Origin of the sequence: Xanthomonas sp. 1678 (genome assembly GCF_031455575.1) — a bacterium.
Taxonomy (GTDB): domain Bacteria; phylum Pseudomonadota; class Gammaproteobacteria; order Xanthomonadales; family Xanthomonadaceae; genus Xanthomonas_A.
Genome location: NZ_JAVDSZ010000008.1, coordinates 178,591 through 195,042, shown reverse-complemented (window position 1 = coordinate 195,042; position 16,452 = coordinate 178,591). Strand labels below are relative to the sequence as shown.

The following is a 16,452-nucleotide window of genomic DNA, read 5'->3' as shown; positions in this document are numbered from 1 at the left end:
CCACCGTGGTCGCCGGCCCGCTGCAGCCGGCCACGCCGGCGGGGCAGCCGCTGCAGGCCGCGCGCATCGAGACCGTCGGCGTCGGACCCGGCTCGACCCTGCACCTGCCCGACGGCCGGGTCGATGCGCCGGTGTTCCACCGTTACTACGCGGTGCGCGACGGGCGCATGCGCGAGATTCCCGCCACCACTCTGGTGATCCATGGCGGCGCCGGGGTCGAGCGCGCCAGCAGCAGCGCCGCCGACCTGGCTGAGGCGCGCACAGCGATGGAGTCGGCCCTGCGCACCGGGCAGGCGCTGCTGGCGCAGGGCAAGCCGGCGGTGGACGCGGTCGCCGCGGCGATCGCGGTGCTGGAGGATTCGCCGCAGTTCAACGCCGGCAAGGGCGCCGTGTTCACCCACGACGGCCGCAACGAACTGGACGCGGCGATCATGGACGGCGCCAGCGGCAAGGCCGGCGCGGTGGCCGGCGTGCACCGGGTGAAGAACCCGATCCGGCTGGCGCGCGCGGTGATGGAGCAGTCCGAGCACGTGATGCTGGTCGGCGACGGCGCCGAGACGTTCGCGCGCCAGCACGGCGTGACCCTGGTCGCTCCGTCCTACTTCCGCACCGACAAGCGTTGGAAGCAGCTGCAGCAGGCGCTGAAGGAAGAGGCCAACAAGCAGGCGCACGCCGACCTGGAAACCGCCAAGCATTTCGGCACGGTCGGCGCGTTGGCGCTGGACACGCAGGGCCGGCTGGCGGCGGGCACCTCCACCGGCGGCATGACCAACAAGCGCTACGGCCGCGTCGGCGACTCGCCGATCATCGGCGCCGGCACCTATGCCGACAGCCGCTGCGCGGTGTCCGGCACCGGCTGGGGCGAGTACTACATTCGCGCGGTGGCGGCCTACGACATCTGTGCGCGGGTCAAGTACGCCGGGCAGAGCCTGGCGCAGGCGGCCGAGGCAGTGATCGACCAGCAGATCCCGAAGGCCGGCGGCGACGGCGGCGCGATCGCGCTGGGCGCCGACGGCAGCGTCGCCTTCCCGTTCAACACCGAAGGCATGTACCGCGGCTGGATCGGCGCCGACGGCGTGCCGCACGTGGCGATCTTCAAGGACGAGGCGTTGCCGCTGCCGGGGGCGCTGTAACCCGTTGCGGTCCGGGTAGGGCCCGGTCGCGGCTGAAGCCGCTCCTACAACGTTTTTCGCCAGGCTGGCGGGGTGCACTGTAGGAGCGGCTTCAGCCGCGACACAACCTTTCCGCAAAGCGCCCGCTGCGCCGATGCGCCAGGGCGATCGGCGCTGTTTACGCGCCGCGCGCGCCGCGCTCCCAGATCCAATGGCACATGCCGCCCCCGCGCAAACCGCGTAGCGTGCGCGGCTGCCTCGCCATCATGTCCCTGTCAGGAGTTCCACCCCATGTCGCGTACTGTCGTTCTGGCCGCCGCCATCAGCTTGGCGCTGGCGGCCTGTTCCGGTAAGGAGTCCACCCCCGTGCCCGCCGCCCCCGCCGCCTCGCAAAGCCCCGCCCCCGCCGCCGCCAACCCGCTGTTGAGCGCCAGCACGCTGCCGTTCCAGGCGCCGCCGTTCGACAAGATCAAGGACGCCGACTACCTGCCCGCGTTCGAAGAGGGCATGAAGCAGCACCTGGCCGAGATCCGCACGATCGCCGACAACGCCGAGCCGGCCACCTTCGCCAACACCATCGAGGCGATGGAGCGCAGCGGCGAGACCCTGAACCGGGTCAACCGCATCTTCTTCGGCCTGGTCCAGGCCGACACCAACGACGAGCGCCAGAAGATCCAGGAAGCGGTGGCGCCGAAGCTGGCCGAACACCAGGACGAGATCAGCCTGGACCCGAAGCTGTTCGCGCGGATCAAGGCGATCTACGACCAGCGCGACACGCTGAACCTGGAGCCGGAACAGAAGCGCCTGGTCGAGCGCGACTACGAGGAATTCGTGCGCGCCGGCGCGCAGCTGTCCGATGCCGACAAGGCGACGCTGCGCAAGCTCAACGTCGAGGAAACCACGCTGGCCACCCAGTTCCACACCAAGCTGGTCGCGGCCACCGCCGCCGGTGCGGTGGTGGTGGACGACAAGGCCAAGCTCGATGGCCTGTCCGAAGGCGACATCGCCTCGGCCGCGCAGGACGCCACCGCGCGCAAGCTCGACGGCAAGTACCTGCTCGCGCTGCAGAACACCACCCAGCAGCCGGTGCTGGCCTCGCTGAAGGACCGCGAGCTGCGCACCCAGGTGATGGCCGCCTCGCAGTCGCGCGCCGAGAAGGGCGACGCCAACGACACACGCCAGACCATCCAGCGCCTGGCCCAGCTGCGCGCGCAGAAGGCCAAGCTGCTCGGCTTCGACAGCTACGCCGCCTACAGCCTGGGCGACCAGATGGCCAAGACCCCGGCCGCGGCGCTGAAGCTGCTCACCGACACCGTGCCGGCGGCCACCGCCAAGGCGCGCAGCGAGATCGCCGAGATGCAGAAGGTGATCGACGCTCAGAACGGCGGCTTCAAGCTCGCCGCGTCGGATTGGGACTTCTACGCCGAGCAGGTGCGCAAGGCCAAGTACGACCTGGACGAATCGCAGATCAAGCCGTACTTCGAGATGGACAACGTGCTCAAGAACGGCGTGTTCTACGCCGCCACCGAGCTGTACGGCATCACCTTCAAGGAACGCACCGACATTCCGACCTACCACCCGGACATGAAGGTGTACGAAGTGTTCGACCAGGACGGCACCTCGATGGCGCTGTTCTACACCGACTACTACAAGCGCGACAGCAAGTCCGGCGGCGCGTGGATGGACGTGTTCGTCGAGCAGGACGGTCTCACCGGCGCCAAGCCGGTGGTCTACAACGTCTGCAACTTCACCAAGCCCGCGCCCGGCCAGCCGGCGCTGCTCAGCTTCGACGACGTCACCACCATGTTCCATGAGTTCGGCCACGCGCTGCACGGCATGTTCTCCAAGGTGAAGTACCCGTCGATCGCCGGCACCAGCACCTCGCGCGACTTCGTCGAGTTCCCGTCGCAGTTCAACGAGCACTGGGCCTCGGATCCGAAGGTGTTCGCGCACTACGCCAAGCACTACCAGACCGGCGCAGCGATGCCGGCCGAACTGGTGGAGAAGATCAAGAAGGCGCGCACCTTCAACCAGGGCTACGCGACCACCGAGTACCTGTCGGCGGCGCTGCTCGACCTGGCCTGGCACACCCAGCCGGCCGACGCGCCGCTGCAGGATGTGGACAAGTTCGAAGCCGACGCGCTGAAGAAGTTCAAGGTGGACGTGGCCGAAGTGCCGCCGCGCTACCGCACCACCTATTTCGATCACATCTGGGGCGGCGGCTACTCGGCCGGCTACTACGCCTACTTCTGGTCGGAAGTGCTCGACGACGACGCGTTCGAGTGGTTCAAGGAGAACGGCGGCCTGTCGCGCAAGAACGGCGACGTCTTCCGCGCCAAGATCCTCTCGCGCGGCAACACCGTCGACCTGGCCACCCTGTACCGCGATTTCCGCGGCAAGGACCCCAGCGTCGAACCGCTGCTGGAGAGCCGCGGCCTGAAGGACTGAGGTTCGCCTCGCGCCATGCGCTGATCGAGAACGGGATGGCCAGCGGCCATCCCGTTTCTCGTTGCGACGCAGGCCGGCGCCGGCGGCTCCTGTAGGAGGGGCTTCAGCCCCGACAGCATCCTGCGCCGGCAGGCGCGTTTCGAGCGGCATGGTTTCCGAGCCGACCGCCGACTTCGTGCCGCACCGATAGCCTTGGCCACTTAACGCCGCGCTCTCATGGAGAGCATCCACTGCCTGCTGGGTGCACTGTGGGAGGGGCTTCAGCCCCGACAGCATCCGAAGCCGAGGACGCATCCGCGCCCGGCTACCGATGGTGCAAGCGCGCCCATGCCTTCCGTCACTGGCACGCCGTGCCGCGTCGCGCGCACTGTCGCAATGGCAATGCCGCGATGTCCTCCCGCCCGAATCCCACAGGTGCCCCATGACTTCGACCGACCCGCAAGCCTCCCGCCTGCACCGCGCCGCGCGCTGGACGCGCAAGGAACTGCTGCCGATCGCGGTGATGCTGCTGTTGCTGACCGCCGCGCGCTCCTCGTTCGCCAACCACTACACGGTGCCCAGCGGCTCGATGCAGCCGACCCTGCAACCTGGCGACCGCGTCGCGGTGGACATGAGCGCCTACGGCCTGCGCGTGCCGTTCACCGAGTGGCGCGTGCTCGAGCGCGGCCGACCGCAGCGCGGCGACGTGGCCATATTCGACTCGCCGCGCGACGGCACCCGCCTGATCAAGCGCGTGGTGGCGGTGGCCGGCGATCGCGTGGACCTGCGCGACGGCCACCTGAGCATCAACGGCCAGCCGCTGCAGACCGGCAGCGCCGGCGACGAGGAACGGTTCGGCGATCGCATCGCGCAGCTGGACCTGGATGTCGGCGGCGGTCCGGACCTGTACGACGTGCGCGTGCCGCCCGGCAAGCTGCTGGCGATCGGCGACCACCGCGGCAACAGCCTGGACGGCCGCTACTTCGGCTTCGTCGATGCCGATCGCGTCTACGGCAAGGCGCTGGCGGTGTACTACCGCCGCGGCGAAGGGCTGGAGTGGACGCGGCTGTAAATGATCATGCGCGCGTGTCGGCCGCGTTGTGCGACCGGCGCGCACAGTCTGCGCATGGTGGGCCGGCGCAGATCGCGGACCCGCGCCGGCGTGCGTGATGTTTCCGCTTCAGCGCTTCAGCGCGCCGCCGCAGGAACCTCGGCCAACGTGCGCCACCAGCGCGTGCCGGCGACCGGCACGTCCAGGTCCACCCGCTCGCCCATGCGCGGCGTCGCCAGCGGCACGCCGGCGGCCGCGGCCAGTGCGACGATGCGCTCGAACGGTTCGTGCCAGGCGTGCAGGGCCAGGTCGAAGGTGCCGTTGTGGATCGGCAGCAACGTGCGCCCGCCCACGTCCAGATGCGCCTGCAGGCTCTGCTCCGGCTGCATGTGCACGTGCGGCCATTGCGCGTCGTAGGCGCCGGTTTCCATCAAGGTCAGGTCGAACGGGCCCAGCCGCTGGCCGATCGCCTTGAAGCCGTCGAAGTAGCCGCTGTCGCCGCTGAAGAAGATCTTCAGCGCGCGCTCCTGGATCGCCCACGAGCACCATAGCGAGCGCCCACTGTCGAACAGCCCGCGCCCGGAGAAGTGCTGCGACGGTGTCGCGGTCAGCGTCACCCCGTCCACGGTGGTCGATTGCCACCAGTCCAGTTGCCGCACCTTGGCCGGGTCCACGCCCCAGCGCAGCAGCAGGTCGCCCACGCCCAGCGGCGTGACGAACACGCCGACGCGGTCGGCCAGGCGGCGGACGGTCGCGCGGTCCAGATGGTCGTAGTGGTTGTGCGACAGGATCACCCCGGCGATCGGCGGCAGGTCGTCCAGCGCGATTGGCGGCGCATGGAAGCGCTTGGGGCCGGCGAACGCGAACGGCGAGGCACGCTCGGAGAACACCGGATCGGTCAGCCAGAAACCGCCGCGCAGCTTCATCAGCACCGTGGAGTGGCCGAGCCGGAACAGGCTGTGGTCCGGCGCGTCCAGCAGCTGCGCGCGCGTCAGCGGCAGCACCGGCAGCGGCAACGCCGGCACCGTATGCGCCGGCTTGTTGAACAGGAAGTCCCACATCAGGCGCAGCGTCGGGAAAAAGCCCAGGGCGCTGGTCGCGGTGGGGACGGTATTGCGGAAGCGCCCGTGGCGGTACTGCGGCGAGGCCGCATGCGACGGCGAACGGGACATCTGGCAGGCGGAGGCGAGCACGGCGGGGACTCCATCAAGGGAAGGTCGGCACTTTGGGAGACGTCGAAAAGAAATTACACTACACAGTGTAGTTTCCTTTTCGGAAAAGTAAACCGCCCGGTGTAAAATGCCCGCATGCCCAGTTCACCCGCCCCCGCGCCGCCCCCGGCGCGCCTGACCGAGCGCAAGCGCCAGGCCATCCTGGAGGCGGCGATCGCCGAGTTCCGCAGCCAGGGCTTCGACGCGACCAGCATGGACCGCGTCGCCGCCAGCGCCGGCGTGTCCAAGCGCACCGTCTACAACCACTTCCCCAGCAAGGACGCCTTGTTCGCCGAGATCCTGCGCGGGCTGTGGCAGCGCAGCGCAGACATGCTCAGCGTGCCGTATCGGCCGGACCAGCCGCTGCGCGAGCAGCTGTTGCAGTTGCTGCAGCAGAAGCTACGGCTGCTCGACGACCCGGCCTTCATCGACCTGTCGCGCGTGGCCATCGCCCACGGCGTGCACTCGCCCGAGCGCGCCCGCGACCTGATCGCGCAACTGGGCAGCAAGGAAGAGGGCGCCACGCGCTGGATCCGCGCGGCCCTGGACGACGGCCGCCTGCAGCCGCTGGATCCGCAGTTCGCGTCGCAACAACTGGAAGCCCTGGTCAAGGGCTTCGCGTTCTGGCCGCAGATCGCCATGGGCCAGCCGGCGCTGAGCGCCGAGCAGCAGGCGCAGGTGGCGGAGTCGGCGGTGGACATGTTTTTGCGGCATTACGCGGGTGGGTGAGTGCGGGTGGATGCTGAGCTGCCTATGTGGCAGGGAGCTGCTAGCACTGATCGCTCTCGGGGTTCACGCCTTTTGAGCTGCCTATGCGGCAGTGAACGTTGCTCGCCGGCTGCGCTGCCAGCAGCTCGGTTCCTGAGCTATCTACGCGGCAGTGTGAACCTACGCGAAGCTGAAGGGTCGGAAAGACCCCATTTCTGGGCTGCCTACGCGGCAGTGAACGTTAGCAGGCAGATGTTCGAGTGGGCGCAGATTTTCTGAGCTGCCTACACGGCAGTGAACTCGCCGCCGCGCCGGCGCCGGAGGTGTCGGGTTTTCTGAGCTGCCTACACGGCAGTGAACGGCTGCTGGGCCGCCGCCGCGGCCTTTCCCTTTTCTAAGTTGCCTACGCGGCAGTGAACGCAGGGGCAGGCTATGCGTCCTTCGATAGCAATTTCTGAGCTGCCTACGCGGCAGTGAACGATCGACGTGGGTATCCCCGACGAGCTGCGATGTTCCTGAGCTGCCTACGCGCAGTGAACTCTGTGCCGGGCCGCCAGGACTCACGACCTGTTTTCTGAGCTGCCTACGCGGCAGTGAACAAATGCGCTGCTGGAAGTCCTCGATGGACTCTTTCTGAGCTGCCTACGCGGCAGTGAACCTGTGCAATCTGCCACTTCTCGCCGCGCTCCATTTCTGAGCTGCCTACGCGGCAGTGAACTTTTAGGAGCAGCACATGAGCAGCGAACCGAATTTCTGAGCTGCCTACGCGGCAGTGAACCCGCAAAGATCCAACTGGACCCGTTGTCGGAGTTTCTGAGCTGCCTACGCGGCAGTGAACGCGGATCAGCTCCCCAGCGCCCAGGCACGTCGTTTCTGAGCTGCCTACGCGGCAGTGAACCGGGCTCGGCACGAAGATGCTGCAGCTGGCGTTTTCTGAGCTGCCTACGCGGCAGTGAACGCTGCCCTTATCCGCCGAGAGCGATCCGCTCTTTTCTGAGCTGCCCACGCGGCAGTGAACACCAATCGGTGCTGTTCGAGAGCATCCAGGCCTTTCTGAGCTGCCTACGCGGCAGTGAACTTAGCCGCTAAACGGCGTTCCTCCTGCCCTTATGTTTCTGAGCTGCCTACGCGGCAGTGAACAAGGTAGAGCTGCAGCAGGCCGAGCGGGACGTTTTCTGAGCTTCCTACGCGGCAGTGAACCCACTTCTCCACCGGTCCTTTCTGAGCTGCCTACGCGGCAGTGAACGCCGGCACGTTCCAGCTGTTCAACCTGCTGAATTTCTGAGCTGCCTACGCGGCAGTGAACCCGGTCAAGGACATTGACCGGCGCCGGTTCGATTTCTGAGCTGCCTACGTGGCAGTGAACACATCGCCGCGCGTGGCCTTGCTCGGCTCGTATTTCTGAGCTGCCTACGCGGCAGTGAACTACCTCGCCTTTCGATTTGCCTGGTTCCACTCTTTCTGAGCTGCCTACGCGGCAGTGAACGGCGCGATTTGTCCGGGTCTTAGCGCCCGTAGTTTCTGAGCTGCCTACGCGGCAGTGAACTACCGAGTTCTTCCCGGGCTGCCCGTCGGACTTTTCTGAGCTGCCTACGCGGCAGTGAACGGAGATTTCCCCAGTTCCCGTGGCGGACAGAGTTTCTGAGCTGCCTACGCGGCAGTGAACGCAGGTGCAGGCACTGCGGAACTTCTACGACTTTTCTGAGCTGCCTACGCGGCAGTGAACGGCATGACGCGCCTGGAAGCCGTGCAGCGGATTTTCTGAGCTGCCTACGCGGCAGTGAACTACAACCGGGAGAAGCGCGAGGTGCGCGCGCATTTCTGAGCTGCCTACGCGGCAGTGAACGCATTGACGTACGAAGGCCGCAACATCGCCATTTTCTGAGCTGCCTACGCGGCAGTGAACGTTCGGAAACCAATGTGCAGGCCCAGCCTAACTTTCTGAGCTGCCTACGCGGCAGTGAACACGCAGTCACCGCAGGTCTTGCCCTCGGGCATTTCTGAGCTGCCTACGCGGCAGTAAACGGCACGCCAGCCTGCACAAGCCACGAGGCGCATCTCTGAGCTGCCTACGCGGCAGTGAACGCTCGCACCATGCGCAAGGTGCCTGAGGTGATTTTCTGAGCTGCCTACGCGGCAGTGAACCTCAGCGATGAATTTTTTACGCTGCCATCCTGTTTCTGAGCTGCCTACGCGGCAGTGAACCATGTGTTCTACACCGCAGAGCAGGGAACCGATTTCTGAGCTGCCTACGCGGCAGTGAACACCGGAACATTCTTGGCCTGGAATGCACAGATCTTCTGAGCTGCCTACGCGGCAGTGAACGTGATGCGATCCTTGCGATCGCCAAGTTTGCTTTTCTGAGCTGCCTACGCGGCAGTGAACTCGCCGATGATCTTTAGCGGAATACCGTGCAATTTCTGAGCTGCCTACGCGGCAGTGAACCCGAAGATGAGGCCCACGATGAAGGTGTCCATTTTCTGAGCTGCCTACGCGGCAGTGAACCAGTAGCGGTTCACCGATGGCGGCCACGGGAGTTTATGAGCTGCCTACGCGGCAGTGAACTGACCTCCACTCGCAGCGTGCCGTCGCTCGTTTTTCTGAGCTGCCTACGCGGCAGTGAACATGACCGAAGATCATCAGCCGCAGTAGGACCAGTTTCTGAGCTGCCTACGCGGCAGTGAACATGTACGTGCGCCGCCACAGGAACCGGTAATGTTTCTGAGCTGCCTACGCGGCAGTGAACTACGCGCACTGGCTCGTGTTCGGCACCTCCCTTTTCTGAGCTGCCTACGCGGCAGTGAACATGACGGCGCAGACCAAGGGCATAAATTTGCTTTTATGAGCTGCCTACGCGGCAGTGAACACAAGGTGGACGTGATCGACCTGGCCGCCATGTTTCTGAGCTGCCTACGCGGCAGTGAACCGGCACGGACGCCTGCCACAGCAGGTTAGCTTTTTCTGAGCTGCCTACGCGGCAGTGAACTGGGTGACCTCGATCGCCAGTTGCTGGCGGAATTTCTGAGCTGCCTACGCGGCAGTGAACACGCTGGTACTTCGTGGACATCGGCCGCATCCTTTCTGAGCTGCCTACGCGGCAGTGAACCATTGCATCGGCGATCAGCGCGCCTTGGTACTTTTCTGAGCTGCCTACGCGGCAGTGAACCGGTCACGGTCACGGTCCCGAGCCTCGCGGCCCTGGTCTTTCTGAGCCGCCTACGCGGCAGTGAACTCCACGGCCTGCTGTTTCTCGAATCGGCTCATTTTCTGAGCTGCCTACGCGGCAGTGAACGAGATGTTCTGGGTCGTCCACGGGCGGGCCATTTTCTGAGCTGCCTACGCGGCAGTGAACACGCAGCCGCCTCCATGGCGACGAGCTTGGTATTTCTGAGCTGCCTACGCGGCAGTGAACAACCGGATGATGGTCAACGAGCTGTACGTGACTTTCTGAGCTGCCTACGCGGCAGTGAACCTGACTGGCGACCCGCAGTTCGGGACGAAAGATTTCTGAGCTGCCTACGCGGCAGTGAACTCCGCAACGACCGGTGACTACAAGGCCGATCATTTCTGAGCTGCCTACGCGGCAGTGAACTGCCCATCATTGATGTTTGCGGCACTGACGATTTTCTGAGCTGCCTACGCGGCAGTGAACCTGCACCAGCTGCTTGACGTTCGCGTTGACCTTTTTCTGAGCTGCCTACGCGGCAGTGAACGAAGTGAAGTTGCGTTTCAACGATGACGAACTTTTCTGAGCTGCCTACGCGGCAGTGAACGTGTACGCGATCAGCTCGCCGTTGACGCGGGTTTTCTGAGCTGCCTACGCGGCAGTGAACCTGACTGTGCTCGCTCCGTCGGTTGCCGGCGATTTCTGAGCTGCCTACGCGGCAGTGAACACGCAGTTGCGCAACTCTTTCCTGGACTACGTTTTCTGAGCTGCCTACGCGGCAGTGAACCTGCCGATAGTGGTGGATCGGCGGCGGTAGTATTTCTGAGCTGCCTACGCGGCAGTGAACATTCCCGGCGATGGCCTGGGCGAACTCGGTCGTTTCTGAGCTGCCTACGCGGCAGTGAACGATGGTCAGGTTCTTGGCGTACTCTGCGGCACTTTCTGAGCTGCCTACGCGGCAGTGAACGCTTCCGACCGGCGGCGCGAGCAGGGTCTGATTTTCTGAGCTGCCTACGCGGCAGTGAACGCAGTGGTGTGCTCGCGCTCCTGCACACTGGTTTTCTGAGCTGCCTACGCGGCAGTGAACCCCAACATGGGCGGTTGGACCGGCGGTCTGAATTTCTGAGCTGCCTACGCGGCAGTGAACTAGCGCGGCAGGTCCGTGGCGATCTTCCGGATTTTCTGAGCTGCCTACGCGGCAGTGAACGTGCTCAACGAGTCCCGGCTGGTGGACACGAATTTCTGAGCTGCCTACGCGGCAGTGAACACCTTCATGCACGAAATGGGGCATGTGTACCTTTTCTGAGCTGCCTACGCGGCAGTGAACGTCGACCTTGCCCCCGAACGACAGCTTCTGCATTTCTGAGCTGCCTACGCGGCAGTGAACGTGTAGGCCTTTTCGGTCGGCCACGGCTTGCCTTTCTGAGCTGCCTACGCGGCAGTGAACCCGGCTACCCGCCCGAACTGTTCCTGGAGACATTTCTGAGCTGCCTACGCGGCAGTGAACCGCTGGTGATCGGATTCGACCCGGCACGGTTTTTTCTGAGCTGCCTACGCGGCAGTGAACAACTGCCCTCACCTTCGCCTGCGGCCGGTTCTTTTCTGAGCTGCCTACGCGGCAGTGAACCTTCGCCTTTGCATCCGCCAGTGCCGCATCGCTTTCTGAGCTGCCTACGCGGCAGTGAACCGGACGTGATCGCCAGCGACTGGGCCGCCCATTTTCTGAGCTGCCTACGCGGCAGTGAACGGTGACGCGCGCCTGCTGCCTCACCACTTCCATTTCTGAGCTGCCTACGCGGCAGTGAACTTCCAAGAACGCATCAATCGGACCAATGCCGAGTTTCTGAGCTGCCTACGCGGCAGTGAACCCGATGTGGATCCCGTCCTGGACGGTCGACCTTTTCTGAGCTGCCTACGCGGCAGTGAACGTATTACAACGCGATCTACCGGGCCGATCTCAATTTCTGAGCTGCCTACGCGGCAGTGAACTGCGACCTGGCCTTTGAACGGCTGGCCTTGATTTTCTGAGCTGCCTACGCGGCAGTGAACATCGGGGTCATCTTGATCTTGACGGCGCTGGTTTTCTGAGCTGCCTACGCGGCAGTGAACAAACCGCGCGGGCTGGCCGCGCGCGTTCGGCTTTTCTGAGCTGCCTACGCGGCAGTGAACAGGAACTTCATCGCGGCCAACTTCTGCTCGTATTTCTGAGCTGCCTACGCGGCAGTGAACTGCTCAAGTTCCTGGCCGCGGCGCATGGCAAATTTCTGAGCTGCCTACGCGGCAGTGAACAGTGGGATGCATGGATGACGAATACCCGCAAGTTTCTGAGCTGCCTACGCGGCAGTGAACAGTCGAACGACGACCAGACAGCCACGCGTGCATTTCTGAGCTGCCTACGCGGCAGTGAACTCGCAGGTGGCCAGGTGCGCGGTGATCTGTTCTTTCTGAGCTGCCTACGCGGCAGTGAACATCGTGCCCCCGCTGGAAGTGCGGCCGCGCCCTTTCTGAGCTGCCTACGCGGCAGTGAACGTGTAAAGCTGCGCCTGCGCGTCGTTCTTCTTTTTCTGAGCTGCCTACGCGGCAGTGAACAAGACAAAAATTTACCCAAGTGCTTGAAAGCTATAGTAACCAAGCGCAAAAAAGCCATCCTCCCTTCCGAGAGGATGGCGTCTAAGTGGTTGATTGTTTGAGTATTTTACTGGTGCGCTAAAAAAGGGTCAGAACCAGGGAACGGTGGCCTCATGGCTAAGGCCATAGCTGTTGAACAGACCTTGCCTGGCTTCTTGCAGCATTGGCCCATGCCGAATGAACAACGGAAAAGCCGCCTGGCCAGTGCTTCGGCTACCAAGTGTGACGAAGGGAAGCCGGAGGCGCTCGGCTGCCGCGTCGGGGAGGCGTTCGATTGCGGTATCGGCGTCCCAGCCGTGCCGTCGCATAGCGCGGCGTCGGAGGCGTGCGGGGCTGCTCTTGGCCTGGACGCGCGTCACCTGCCGGTGCGAGGTTCCGCCAGGTACTAGGGCAATGCCGGAAATCGACAGATGGTCGCCCATGCCCTTGAGCCAGGACGTCGCCATCAGCCCCTGCAATGCAGATTCTGTACCGTGCAGGCGCAGGTGCGAACCCAGGCTTGGCGCCTTGTCGTCGTAGCCGGGGAAGCTGACGCCTATATGCGAGGTGCCCAGTTCCACCAAGCCACGGTGCAGGCGTGCGTACAAGGCTCCCAACAGGTGATGGGGCGCGATGTCCGGGTCGGGCCTGAGCTGGAGGTCGAGATAGTGCTGCATCGTGCCACCTCAGCCTGCGTCGCCGAATACGCCGCCACGGATCAGCGTGGCGATGACGAAATGCTGCTGTTCCAGGCCCGGCGTCTTGTCCTTGATCACCCAGGCGTCGAGCAGGTTGTAGAAGTCCAGCTTCTCCTTCGGCTGACGGTAGGCCTTGCCTTGCGTGGTGACCGAGCCGTACGGTTCCACCGCAATCGCGCCATTTTCCTCCGCCTCCGGGTACCAGGTGTCGATGGTGCGCAGCGCATTGCCGATCTTCTGCGAATGAATGGCGGCCACCGCCTTGTCGCCTTCGCCGACCGCGTAGAGGGTCTTGCTCTTCTTGCTTGTGGCCTTGTCCAGGATCAGCTCCTGCGACGGGAACACCTCCTGGCCTGCGCCGAGGCGAACGAAGGCCGTGACTTGCAACAGCACGTGCGAGCGGCCGGCCAGTCCGGCGGCGATCAATTCGGCCAGCGTCCGCAGGTCGTCGGTTTCGCCTGCCGGTGGGGTCAGGGTGCGCAGCGCGTGGTCGTGTGCCTGGAAGCTCCATTGCGCGGCAGCGCTGCCGTCGCGCAGGTGGATCACCTGTACTTCGACCTGCTCAGCGCCGATCCGGTTGCGCCACAGGAAACGGCCATTGGCCAGGTTGGCGGCGTAGCGCCGGGCCAGCTCGTCGAAGCCGTGTTGCTGCGCATAGCCGCCGACGGTGGCGAGGAGCTTCTTGCGGTAGTCGGCGTCGTTGCAGGCCGAGGGTTCGCCGGCACCGCCCAGGATGCGCAGGGTGAACTGCACTTTCAGCGTATCGGCATCCAGCGGCAGCGCGGCCACGTCCACGGTCTGCAGGTTGGGGTTCTGGATGGCGGCATCGAGCTTGGCCGGGTCGGTCTGCTCCTTGCTCTTGTCCTTGAGCCGGTTGGAGATGGTGCCGCGCACGGATTTCTCGCGCACCTTCACTGGCTGCCAGTTGCCGGCATCGCTGCGGCCGTTCCAGCTGCCGGCGAAAAACAACGCGTCGGAGGGATCGAGCTTGCGCTCGAAGGCGAGGACGGAAGCGGTCTTGAGGGTGTCGTTGGCCATGATGGAATTCCTTGTCGTGATGGACGATCAATCGAAGTTGGTGTCGGTGGCGGGGCGGTAGTCGTTGCGGCAGCGATACAGCCCGGCATCGGGCTGGCTGTCGGCGTACCAGAGCAATTGTTGCGGGGAGTGCAGTCGGTGCGGGCTGAGCCATTCGCCGGCCGAGTACAGGCTCTCGACGAAGCGGAACGGCGTGCTGGCGTCGCGTGCGTTGGCGATGCTGCCGGGCGCATGCAGGTCGCCTAGCGCGCCATAGCCCACCGGGATCGGCACGATCCAGCCTCGGCCGGTACGGTCGTTGCGCCATTCGCCTTTGCCGTCATCTGGGTCCTGCGTGTAGCGCCAGTTGATGCGTGCCAGCGACAGCCATGCGTCCAGTCGGGTGCTGCCGGGCGCGTGTGCCTGAAGCTCGGCCAGCCGCATGTCGAGCAGGTCGTCGCGGGCCACCAGCGTGAAGCCGGGCAGCAGGCGTAGGCGCAGTTTGCGGAAGACTGCGTGCCGGTCGTCTTCGGTGCCGGTCAGGGCGATAGCTTGCGGCTGTTGGCGATGGCGGCCGACTTGCAGCGGTGGCAGCACGCTGCCTCCGGCCACGCGCATGCCTGCCAGAAGGTTGGCAACGGTGGCGAGGTCCAAGGCCTGGGTGGCCGGATCGCGTACCCAGCGTTCGCCTTGCACCGCGAACACCAAACTCAGCTCCAAGTGGATGCGGCCTTCCTCGACGATGGCGGCGGTGCCGCCGTCCTTGCTCACCGGGTTGCGGGTGAGCCGGAATGCCTTGACGAAGCCGCCCTCGGTGACCTGCTCCTGGTGGTCGTGGCAGACCACGCCGACGGCATGGAAGGCGATGTCCAGTCCGGCGGCCCGTGTCTTACGCTCCAGCGCCCACATCAGGCCCAGGAAGGCGGTCATCGATGGAAAGCCGTGGGTGAGTGGGCTGGAGACGGCGTTGGCGTTCTGTACCCGCAGGCGCGGCAGCACCAGCAGATGATCGAATGCCGGGCAGGCGCTCATGCTGCACCTCCTGCCGACGCACGGCGGCGCATCGGCACAGGCCACGCCGCATCGACGATGGCTTGGGCGGCCCAATGCTGGAACTGGTCGTCGCCGAGGCCCGCAATCCCCGCCTCGCGTAATTGGTCGTTGAGCCAGTTGGCGAAGCGCCCAGCGATCTCATCGGGCCAGTCGCCGAAGTCGTAGGCTTCTCTGAAATCGCGATCGTCTTGCTGCCATTCTGGGCGTTGCGGGTCTTCGCGGTCCGGCAGATCGATCCGAGCCGGGTCTAGCCACAGTCGCTCGCACAACGGCAGTTGGCAGTTGGGATCGCGCGTCCAGCCAGGCTCGAAACGGGCGTGGATGGTACTGGCGAAGTAGGCCAGTTGCAGGCCTAGTGCTTGCTCGATCGCTTCTCGCGTTTTCCTGATGGCGTCGTTCTTGGGAGGATTAGTCAACAGGAAGTCGCTCAGCGTCTTGATCAGTTGCCGCACGCCCTCGAACCAGGCGAAGCGTTCCAGCGCCGAGTCCAGATCAAGCAGGCTGCGCGGACGCTCCTGGGTCCAGCGCGGCGGCAGTGAGGCCAGCAGATAGTTCACGCCGCCGCGATCGCTGTTGAGCTGGCTGATGTTCTGTGGCTTGGTGCCGCCCAGCTTGCGTGCGACCAGGTGGCGGTAGTCGCGATAGATCTCGTCGAACGGCTGCTTGTCGCGATAGGCCTGTCGTGCCGCTTTGTTGTCCTCGCCGAAGCGCGCCTCCCGGATCTCGGCATGTACGGCATGTGTCAGGCTGCTGGAGAACAGCGGCTGCAGCAGGTGGTACTGGGTGTCGTCGGCCGGCTCCTCACCGGCCAGCCAGTAAACCTGCTTAGCTGCCTCGTGCGAGCTGGGCTGCGGGTCGCTGCGCACCAGGCTGCCAAATGCTCGCATCCAGTCGGTCGCCACTGCGGCATCGGCGTTCAGCGCGTCGCGCAGGTCGTCGTCGCCGGCCTGCATCCAGTCGAGCAGGCGCCGCCCCTCGATGTCCAGTTTGAGGAACTTGAACACGTCCAGCGCAGCGGCATTGCCGACCACGTCCTCGGCGTAGTCGTCGCCAAGGACGTGGCTACCGATTTCGACGTGTCGCGGTAGTGCGGCAGGCGCGACATGCAGGCTACTGCCACGTGCATCTGGGTGTGTGGCCTTGAGCACATGGGTCACCGCCTGGATCTGTCCGACCCGGCGCGCCGCATCGGCCAGCCAGATGCCATATTCGTACTTGGATGCCGTGTCGGCACCGTCGTCCTTGCCCTTCAGCTTGGCCTCGCGCCGGGTGTCGATGAATGTGGCGATGGCGGAGCGGAAATTTTTGCCTCTATCGGTCAGTTCTTTCATTCCCTCTATTCCCCTAAGATCGTGTTCCATTGATCCAAAGTGCTGTCGATCTTTACTACCCTGCTGTCTGT

Annotated in this window: 9 protein-coding genes and 1 CRISPR repeat array; of the genes, 4 read left to right on the top strand and 5 right to left on the bottom strand. The window is 64.7% G+C overall.

All coding sequences use genetic code 11. The annotated features are described in order from the left end of the window. Nucleotides 1–167: 167 nt before the first annotated feature. The 3 genes from J2Y70_RS15455 to lepB all read left to right on the top strand — a co-directional run bounded on the left by J2Y70_RS15455 (nt 168) and on the right by lepB (nt 4,611). Nucleotides 168–1,133: an isoaspartyl peptidase/L-asparaginase gene (locus J2Y70_RS15455; RefSeq protein ID WP_309919509.1), complete on the top strand. Its 966-nt coding sequence runs from the start codon at nt 168–170 to the stop codon at nt 1,131–1,133. A gap of 270 nt (nt 1,134–1,403) precedes the next feature. Beyond that, entirely contained in the window at nt 1,404–3,560 is a 2,157-nt protein-coding gene (gene dcp / locus J2Y70_RS15450; protein WP_309919362.1) for a peptidyl-dipeptidase Dcp, read from the top strand. 421 nt (nt 3,561–3,981) lie between these two features. Beyond that, nucleotides 3,982–4,611, top strand: a complete 630-nt coding sequence (lepB, locus tag J2Y70_RS15445; protein ID WP_309919359.1) for a signal peptidase I — start codon at nt 3,982–3,984, stop codon at nt 4,609–4,611. 116 nt (nt 4,612–4,727) lie between these two features. On the opposite strand, the gene J2Y70_RS15440 is transcribed toward lepB, so the two are convergent. After that, complete coding sequence (locus J2Y70_RS15440; RefSeq protein ID WP_309919506.1) at nt 4,728–5,762, bottom strand: MBL fold metallo-hydrolase; 1,035 nt, start codon at nt 5,760–5,762, stop codon at nt 4,728–4,730. A gap of 135 nt (nt 5,763–5,897) precedes the next feature. Between J2Y70_RS15440 and J2Y70_RS15435 the strand changes: the two genes are divergently transcribed. Continuing rightward, nucleotides 5,898–6,530, top strand: a complete 633-nt coding sequence (locus tag J2Y70_RS15435) for a TetR/AcrR family transcriptional regulator (RefSeq protein WP_309919356.1) — start codon at nt 5,898–5,900, stop codon at nt 6,528–6,530. A 251-nt stretch (nt 6,531–6,781) separates the two neighbouring features. Beyond that, nucleotides 6,782–12,264: a CRISPR direct-repeat array (repeat unit 28 nt; unit sequence TTTCTGAGCTGCCTACGCGGCAGTGAAC). 128 nt (nt 12,265–12,392) lie between these two features. Here J2Y70_RS15435 and cas6f read toward each other — a convergent pair. From cas6f to csy1, 4 genes are read right to left on the bottom strand one after another with little or no spacing between them, the layout of a single operon-like run. Next, nucleotides 12,393–12,959, bottom strand: coding sequence for a type I-F CRISPR-associated endoribonuclease Cas6/Csy4 (cas6f, locus tag J2Y70_RS15430; RefSeq protein WP_309919353.1), 567 nt, complete (start codon nt 12,957–12,959; stop codon nt 12,393–12,395). 9 nt (nt 12,960–12,968) lie between these two features. Next, complete coding sequence (gene csy3 / locus J2Y70_RS15425; RefSeq protein WP_309919350.1) at nt 12,969–14,018, bottom strand: type I-F CRISPR-associated protein Csy3; 1,050 nt, start codon at nt 14,016–14,018, stop codon at nt 12,969–12,971. Between the two features lie 27 nt (nt 14,019–14,045). Then, nucleotides 14,046–15,029 (bottom strand): type I-F CRISPR-associated protein Csy2, encoded by a 984-nt coding sequence (gene csy2 / locus J2Y70_RS15420; protein ID WP_263396230.1) that lies wholly within the window; start codon nt 15,027–15,029, stop codon nt 14,046–14,048. Next, the gene (gene csy1 / locus J2Y70_RS15415; RefSeq protein WP_309919347.1) at nt 15,026–16,381 is read right to left on the bottom strand and encodes a type I-F CRISPR-associated protein Csy1; all 1,356 of its coding nucleotides are present in this window, start codon (nt 16,379–16,381) and stop codon (nt 15,026–15,028) included. The genes csy2 and csy1 overlap by 4 nt, the downstream gene beginning before the upstream one ends. Nucleotides 16,382–16,452: the final 71 nt, after the last annotated feature.